This window comes from Herbaspirillum sp. UBA812, assembly GCF_002296545.1.
Taxonomy (GTDB): Bacteria; Pseudomonadota; Gammaproteobacteria; order Burkholderiales; family Burkholderiaceae_D; genus Herbaspirillum; species Herbaspirillum huttiense.
This window is the reverse complement of the sequence record NZ_DBIC01000100.1, coordinates 1-6,920: the sequence shown is the minus strand read 5'-3', so window position 1 is coordinate 6,920 and position 6,920 is coordinate 1. Positions and strand designations below refer to the sequence as shown.

Here is a 6,920-nt window from a genome sequence, read left to right as displayed (position 1 = left end):
CCGCCCGACCCGCGCCGGGGGGGCGAGAAAGAGCCCATCCGTAACTTCAACCCGCCACTGTCACGTAACTCACAATCAAGCATGGCGATCATGCTGCCATCGAGCCAGGCATAGACATGGACCTCGTTGGCCTGGCGTTGCTTGGGGCCTTCGATCTGCCAGCCGCAGGGATGGAGGGGACCGAGGCTCATCGCGCTGCTCCCGTCAGATCGACCAGATGCCAGGCCAGGTGCACTCCCAGCAGCAGCAAGCCGATGAAGAAGCAGCGACGGAAGGTAGCGGGACGCACCCAGGTCCGCACGCGGGTACCGATGGCCATGCCCAACAAGGCTGGCACCAGCACGATCAGCGAGGCCCAGCCTACGCCTGCACTGAAGGCTCCGCCCTGCCCCAGGTTGACGGCCAGGGCCAGCGTGGAGACCGTAAAGGACAAGCCCAGCGCCTGAATCAACTGGTCACGCGGCAAACCCAGCGCCTGCAAATAGGGCACGACCGGAATCACGAACACGCCGGTGGCCGCCGTGACCAAGCCGGTGGCCAGACCGATCACGGGCGACCACCAGCGTTCCCGCTGCGGCAGCACCGTGGGCGTCCACGCCGCCAGACCGGCCAGCGCGTACAGCATCAGTGCTACGCCCAGCACCACGATGGCATGCCGCCCACCATCGCCGCGCATGAAGCCGGCACCGGCCAGCGTGCCGGTCACTACGCCGGCGAGCAGCGTCCACAGGCGTTTTGCCAGCATCAGGAACGCGCCCCCGGTGGCCAGCTGCCAGCCATTGGTGACCATCGACGGCAGGATCAGCAAGGCCGCCGCCTGTACCGGTGGCATTACCAGGCTCAGCAATCCGACCGCCACCGTCGGCAAGCCCAGACCGATCACGCCCTTGACGAAACCGGCCAGCAGGAATACTGCCAGGCTCATGGCAAGCATGGTGGCATTCATGTCGACGAGGGAAAGCAGGCTGGGCATGACAGGAAAATGGCCGGGAATGGCAGGCAGCGGAAGATCAGGGATTCCCAGTCTGCCAGTCCTCGCCCGCGCTGGAAATGTGGAATACACTTAGCCAGCCTTCGGCCTGGCCGAAGGCACAATATCTCGCTACCTCTCCTTCCCGTGCCCCGTACGCCGATGAGCCATCGCTTTGAACTCTCCGACCTGCGTCTTTTCCTGCACATCGTGGAAAGCGGCAGCATCACTGGCGGGGCCGAACGTGCCCACATGGCGCTGGCCTCGGCCAGCGCGCGCATTCGCAACATGGAAGATGCTCTGGGCACCGCCTTGCTGGAGCGCGGCCGGCGCGGCGTCCAGACCACCGATGCCGGCCGCGCGCTGGCCCACCACGCGCGCATGATGGCGCAGCAGATGGAACAATTGCGCGATGAACTGGGCCAGTATGCGCAAGGCCTGAAAGGCCATATCCGCCTGCTGTGCAATACCTCGGCCATGACCGAGTTCCTGCCGGAGGTGCTGGCGCGCTTCCTCGCGCGCCATCCGCACACCGATATCGAACTGGAAGAAAAACTGAGCTATGAAGTGGTGCAAGCGGTGGTCGATGGGGTGGCCGATGTCGGCATCATCGCCGACTCCACCGACAGCGGGCCGCTGCAGACCTATCCCTTCCGCCAGGATCATCTGGTGGCGGTGCTATCGAAGAAGCATGCGCTGGCGCGCCGCAAGTCACTGGCCTTCAGCGAATTGCTGGGAGAGGATTTCGTCGGGCTGTCGGGCGACAGCGCGCTGCAGCAGCATCTCTCCGGCCATGCCACGCGTGCCGGGCGGCGTCTGCAATACCGCGTGCGGCTGCGCAGCTTCGACGGCATCTGCCGCATGGTAGAGCATCAGGTCGGCGTGGCCGTGATTCCGGCGACGGCGGCCCAGGACTGCGCGGCGCACATGGACATTCGCGCCATCCCGCTCACCGACGGCTGGAGCCGCCGCCAGCTGCTCATCTGCGTGCGCGGATTGGAGGGCTTGCCGGGACCTACGCGCGAACTGATCCATGCCTTGCAGCGCCACCCGTGAGGCATCAAGAAAAATGGCGGCTCCGCAGAGCCGCCATCGTCATTTGAGCCAGACCAGCGAGCCCATGCGCCCGGTGGTCTTGTCTCGCCGATAGGAATAGAAACGTGCATCGCTCACGGTACACAGACTGCCACCGCTGACATCATGCACATCCATGCTGGCCAGCCGCTGGCGGGCCAGCTGATAGATGTCGGCCAGGTACTTGCCGGGACGGCCCGGATAAGCGCGAAAGGCATGTTGCGCTGCTGTCTGCTGCGTAATGAAGGCCTCGCGCACTTCGGCACCGACCTCGAACTGTTCCGGCCCGATGGCCGGCCCCAGCCAGGCGATGATGTCCTGCGCGCCGCGCGCGCGCATGGCGGCCACGGTGGCTTCGAGCACGCCGCCGGCCAGTCCGCGCCAACCCGCATGGGCCGCGCCGACCACCGTGCCGGCGCGGTCGCAGAACAGCACCGGCAGGCAATCGGCCGTCATCATCACGCACACCGCGCCGGGCGTGCTGCTGATGCATGCATCAGCCGTGGGCCGATCGGGCAATGCGGCGGCGTCCAGTACGGCGACGCCATGCACCTGCGTCAGCCAGGCCGGTTCGGACGGCAACAAACGGCGCAGCAGCGCACGATTGCGCGCTACCAGCGCCGGGTCATCGTCGACATGCGTGCCCAGGTTCAGGCCGCCACCGCCCTGCCCGTCGCCATACGGCGCGGAACTGAAGCCGCCTGCACGCAGCGTGGTCAGGGCACCGATGTTGGCAGGCGCAGCCCAGTCGGGGATCAGCAATTCCATGGACGGGCTCGCTCAATAGTCGTCATCGTCTTCGTCATAGTCGCCCAGGACCGGATCGGCTTCCTCGCTCATCTCGGGGATCACCGCCAGGGCCGGATCGATGTTGGCGCTCTTGAGCAGAGCTTCGATATCCGCCGGCAAGGGCGCGGCCCACTGGCGGAACTTGCCCGAGGTGGGATGCACCAGGCCCAGGCGCCCGGCCAGCAGGGCCTGGCGCGGGAAGACCGAGGCCAGGTGCTGCTTGCCATAGAGCGCATCGCCCACCAGCGCGAAACCCAGCGACTGCAGATGCACGCGGATCTGGTGGGTACGGCCGGTTTCCAGGCGGCAATGCACCAGGCTGACCGGCTTGCGATCGATCTCGCCGGTGGCCAGGCGACGGTAATGGGTCACCGCCGGCTTGGCGCGCATGCTTTGCGACACCGCCATCTTGATGCGGTCGCGCGGATGGCGTGCCATCGGCGCGTTGATGGTGCCGGACAGCTGCGGCAGGCCCCAAACCAGGGCCAGATACTGGCGCTTCATGCTGCGTGCCTGCAACTGGCGCACCAGGTCGGTCTGGGCGGCCAGGGTCTTGGCCACCACCATCAGTCCGCTGGTTTCCTTGTCCAGCCGGTGCACGATGCCGGCGCGCGGCACGTTGGCCAGGCCCGGGCAATGATGCAACAGGCCGTTGAGCAGCGTGCCGCTCCAGTTGCCGGCCGCCGGATGCACCACCAGGCCGGCAGGCTTGTTGAGGATGATGATGGACTTGTCCTCGTGCAGGATGTCCAGCGCCATGGCTTCAGGGGCATAGGGCTGGTCGGCCGGCACCGATTGCGGTGCCACCTCCACCAGCTCGTCGCCCAGCATGGTCATCTTGCCCTTGGCGGGCGCGCCGTCGACGGTGACGTGGCCGTCTTCGATCCATTGCTGGATGCGGCTGCGCGAGAATTCGGGCATGAGGCCGGACAGAACCTTGTCCAGCCGCTGGCCGATGACCTCGTCATCCAGGCGGAAACTCAGGGGCTCCAGGCCGGAGACGCTTTCGTCGCCGGCTTGCTCGCCGTCATCGAAATCGTCCTCCAGCGGGAGGTCGGTCTTTACAGGCTCATCGCCTTTTGTAATCGGAAGGGGTTTCTTACGTGACATCAGCTATAATCGCCGGATCGGGTTGATTGTATTTCGGGTATCGATGCAGCCGGCTCGGGTAGGCGCTCAGCGCCATGCACAACTGATAGTCCCAGACAAGCACACAAGAGTCATGCACAAAATCTTATTGAAGTTCTTCATCATCGGTTTTGCCCTCTCGCTCACCGCCTGCGGCCTCTTGCCGGAACAAAAAGACGAGACGGTCGGCTGGTCTGCCTCGAAATTATACTCGGAAGCCAAGGATGAACTGAATGCCGGCGGCTACGACAAGGCCATCAAGTATTTCGAGAAGCTGGAATCGCGCTACCCGTTCGGCACCTACGCCCAGCAGGCGCAGATGGACATCGCCTACGCCTACTACCGCCAGAACGAGCAGGCACAAGGCCTGGCGGCGGTGGACCGCTTCATCAAGCTGCACCCGAACCACCCCGATGTCGACTACATGTATTACCTGCGTGGCCTGATCAACTTCAATGATCGCACCAGCATCTTCGACACCTTCACCGACCAGGACAACACCGAGCGCGATCCCAAGGCCATGCGTGACGCCTTCGATTCGTTCAAGCTGCTGGCCGAACGTTTCCCGGAAAGCAAGTACACCCCGGACGCCATTGCCCGCATGAAATACCTGGTCAATGCCATGTCCCAGTACGACGTCCACGTGGCCAACTACTACTTCCGCCGTGGTGCCTACGTGTCAGCCGCCAACCGTGCGCAAGCGGCCATCAAGCAATATCCGGACTCCCCGGCCAATGAAGAGGCGCTGTTCATCCTGATGCGCTCCTATGAAGCCCTGGGCCAGACCAAGCTGAAGGAAGATACCGAACGCATCATCCAGGCCACCTACCCCAACAGCCCTTGGTACAACGGCGGTCCCAAGCAGAAGGCCAAGCCGTGGTGGAAGGTCTGGTAATGGAAGCCATTGCCACGCAGGTCTGACGATCGTGTGCTGATGAAAAAATGCCGCCCGGTGATGAACCGGGCGGCATTTTCGTTTGGAGTGAAGTGAACGCGGCTTCGGGCGGGCGGTCTATCTTGCCGATCGCCTGCCCCGGCGAATTGCGCGCAGGTCGCTCGCCAGACAGGGCAGCGTGAGACCGTGTCCCGGCCCCTTCAACAGAAGATCAGAAAAAACAACACCATGAGCAACGGACTTCTCACTGCCGTCGCGGCCGGCCTGGCGCTGCCGCCGCTGGCCGTCATCGGCTTCTTCGTCAATCGCATGAAGCACATCCATCAACGCACCCAAGACCGTATCTTCACGCTCAAGCGTGCGGCGGGGCTGTTGACGGCAAGCATCCTGGGCAGCATCTCCACCACCTTCGTCGGCCTGTACCTGATCGGCATGATTTCCCCGCCCGCTCGCTGCGCGGGTGCCTGCTACGGCACGGCAGCGGCCTCCCAGGTCGATGCAATCTTCTGGAGCTTCCTGCTGATGTACCTCAGTTTCATGCTCTTCCTGGGCTTCGGCGCTCAGCGCAGCTGGCAACTGGTGGCGCGGGAGACGGCCCGATCGCAGACTGCGACCACTCCGCCCGAGGCCTGATCTGCCCAGCCGCTGCGCTCAAGCGCGCAGCTCCGCTCCGGCACCGCCGCGTGCCGCTCAGCCTTCCAGCTTGCGGCGGAACACCCAACTGCTCTCGCTGGAGGCTTCCGGCGCGAAGGCATAGCCTTCGACGTCGAAGGCCTTCAGCTTTTCCGGCTGGCTGATGTTCTTCTCGGCCGCATAGCGCGCCATCAGGCCGCGCGCCCGCTTGGCGTAGAAGGAAATGATCTTGTACTTGCCGCCCTTCCAGTCCTCGAACACCGGCGAGATCACCTGCGCCTTGAGCAGCTTGGGCTTGACCACCTTGAAGTATTCCTCCGAAGCCAGGTTCACCAGCACCGGCGTCTTCTGTGCCGCCAGTTCGTCATTGAGCGCTTCGGTGATCTCGTTGCCCCAGAAGGCATAAAGATCCTTGCCGCCCGGATTGGCCAGCTTGGTGCCCATCTCCAGGCGATACGGCTGCATCAGGTCCAGCGGACGCAGCATGCCGTACAGGCCCGACAGGATGCGCACGTGGTTCTGCAGGTAGTCGAGCTGCTTGGCCTTGAGCGAGCCCGCATCCAGCCCCTCGTAGACATCGCCGTTGAAGGCCAGCACCGCCTGTTTGGCGTTCTTGGTGGTGAACTTGCGCGACCAGCTGGCATAGCGGTTCACGTTGAGCACCGACAACTGGTCGGAGATGCCCATGAGGCTGCCGATCTCGGCCGGCGACTTGGTCTTGAGGACTTCGATCAGTTCCGCCGAGCGCGGCACGAAGGCCGGTGTAGTGTGGAGGTCCGTGGTGGGCGGTGTGTCGTAGTCCAGCGATTTGGCGGGAGACAAAACAATCAGCATGAGGCGTTCATCCAATGATCAGGTTGGGACAAGGTGGCCGCCATGATACCCAAAGCGGGGCGCTTGCGTGCGGTAGCGTGGTTTGGAGCCGATATGAAAATTTGGACAACAAAAGCCCGGCTGTTGGGGCTTTGATCCCTGGCACCCGGCTCCTACACTGAAGCATTGGACGTAAATGGCAATCCGCTTCTGCCCGCCATCCATCGCCCGAGCCCCCGCCTGCATTGCCGCGCCGCATCCCATCTGATCCCACGCCAAGGAAACGCCATGAACTGGTTCTACGATCTGCGCATCGCCCGCAAGCTGCTCCTGACCTTCGCCACCATCCTGCTGCTGACTGGCGTGCTGGGGGTGTTTTCCATCGTGCAACTCTCGCGCGTCAACGATGCGTCCACCGAGATTGCGACCAATTCCCTGCCCAGCGTGCGCTATCCGCTGGAAGCCAAGGTGGCGCTGGCCCGCATTCGCACCGTGCAACTGCAGCACCTGCTGCCCGGCAACGAGGCCAACGTGGAAGCCAATGAAAAGGTCATCGGCGACATGATGGCCGGGCTCAACAAAGCGCTCGACAAGTACGAGCCGCTTGTCAACATGCCC

At 63.8% G+C, this 6,920-nt stretch carries 8 protein-coding genes and 1 pseudogene; 4 read left to right on the top strand and 5 right to left on the bottom strand.

The genetic code is table 11. From position 1 onward, the window contains the following. Window positions 1-191, bottom strand: a pseudogene (locus B3873_RS06385) (hypothetical protein); the annotation flags it as partial. Then, entirely contained in the window at window positions 188-973 is a 786-nt protein-coding gene (locus B3873_RS06380; protein ID WP_276838370.1) for a sulfite exporter TauE/SafE family protein, read from the bottom strand. The gene B3873_RS06380 and the pseudogene B3873_RS06385, both read right to left, overlap by 4 nt. A 159-nt stretch (window positions 974-1,132) precedes the next feature. Here B3873_RS06380 and B3873_RS06375 point away from each other — a divergent pair, with 159 nt between their 5' ends. Then, window positions 1,133-2,026 (top strand): LysR substrate-binding domain-containing protein, encoded by an 894-nt coding sequence (locus B3873_RS06375; protein ID WP_121041943.1) that lies wholly within the window; start codon window positions 1,133-1,135, stop codon window positions 2,024-2,026. Window positions 2,027-2,065: 39 nt separating this feature from the next. Here the strand turns inward: B3873_RS06375 and pgeF are convergent, their stop codons facing one another. Both pgeF and B3873_RS06365 read right to left on the bottom strand, forming a co-directional pair. Continuing rightward, window positions 2,066-2,812 carry a peptidoglycan editing factor PgeF gene (gene pgeF, locus B3873_RS06370; RefSeq protein ID WP_286864719.1) on the bottom strand — a complete coding sequence of 249 codons (747 nt, stop codon included), beginning with the start codon at window positions 2,810-2,812 and terminating at the stop codon, window positions 2,066-2,068. Between the two features lie 12 nt (window positions 2,813-2,824). Beyond that, complete coding sequence (locus B3873_RS06365; protein WP_286864718.1) at window positions 2,825-3,943, bottom strand: RluA family pseudouridine synthase; 1,119 nt, start codon at window positions 3,941-3,943, stop codon at window positions 2,825-2,827. 112 nt (window positions 3,944-4,055) lie between these two features. On the opposite strand from B3873_RS06365, the gene B3873_RS06360 reads away from it, so the two are divergent. Together B3873_RS06360 and B3873_RS06355 are read left to right on the top strand one after the other, a co-directional pair. Next, complete coding sequence (locus tag B3873_RS06360; RefSeq protein WP_286864717.1) at window positions 4,056-4,856, top strand: outer membrane protein assembly factor BamD; 801 nt, start codon at window positions 4,056-4,058, stop codon at window positions 4,854-4,856. 228 nt (window positions 4,857-5,084) lie between these two features. Continuing rightward, the gene (locus B3873_RS06355) at window positions 5,085-5,489 is read left to right on the top strand and encodes a hypothetical protein (RefSeq protein ID WP_134222792.1); all 405 of its coding nucleotides are present in this window, start codon (window positions 5,085-5,087) and stop codon (window positions 5,487-5,489) included. Between the two features lie 57 nt (window positions 5,490-5,546). Here B3873_RS06355 and yaaA read toward each other — a convergent pair whose 3' ends face one another. After that, the gene (gene yaaA / locus B3873_RS06350; protein WP_121041951.1) at window positions 5,547-6,323 is read right to left on the bottom strand and encodes a peroxide stress protein YaaA; all 777 of its coding nucleotides are present in this window, start codon (window positions 6,321-6,323) and stop codon (window positions 5,547-5,549) included. A gap of 267 nt (window positions 6,324-6,590) precedes the next feature. On the opposite strand from yaaA, the gene B3873_RS06345 reads away from it, so the two are divergent. Beyond that, window positions 6,591-6,920 (top strand): MCP four helix bundle domain-containing protein (locus tag B3873_RS06345; RefSeq protein WP_286864716.1); only part of this gene is annotated, 330 nt, incomplete at its 3' end.

Excerpts from the sequence above, each read along its gene's own strand:
- pgeF (WP_286864719.1), bottom strand. The coding sequence starts at position 2,812 with ATGGAATTGCTGATCCCCGACTGGGCTGCGCCTGCCAACATCGGTGCC.
- B3873_RS06365 (WP_286864718.1), bottom strand. The coding sequence starts at position 3,943 with ATGTCACGTAAGAAACCCCTTCCGATTACAAAAGGCGATGAGCCTGTA.
- yaaA (WP_121041951.1), bottom strand. The coding sequence starts at position 6,323 with ATGCTGATTGTTTTGTCTCCCGCCAAATCGCTGGACTACGACACACCG.
- B3873_RS06380 (WP_276838370.1), bottom strand. The coding sequence starts at position 973 with ATGCCCAGCCTGCTTTCCCTCGTCGACATGAATGCCACCATGCTTGCC.
- B3873_RS06375 (WP_121041943.1), top strand. The coding sequence starts at position 1,133 with ATGAGCCATCGCTTTGAACTCTCCGACCTGCGTCTTTTCCTGCACATC.
- B3873_RS06360 (WP_286864717.1), top strand. The coding sequence starts at position 4,056 with ATGCACAAAATCTTATTGAAGTTCTTCATCATCGGTTTTGCCCTCTCG.
- B3873_RS06355 (WP_134222792.1), top strand. The coding sequence starts at position 5,085 with ATGAGCAACGGACTTCTCACTGCCGTCGCGGCCGGCCTGGCGCTGCCG.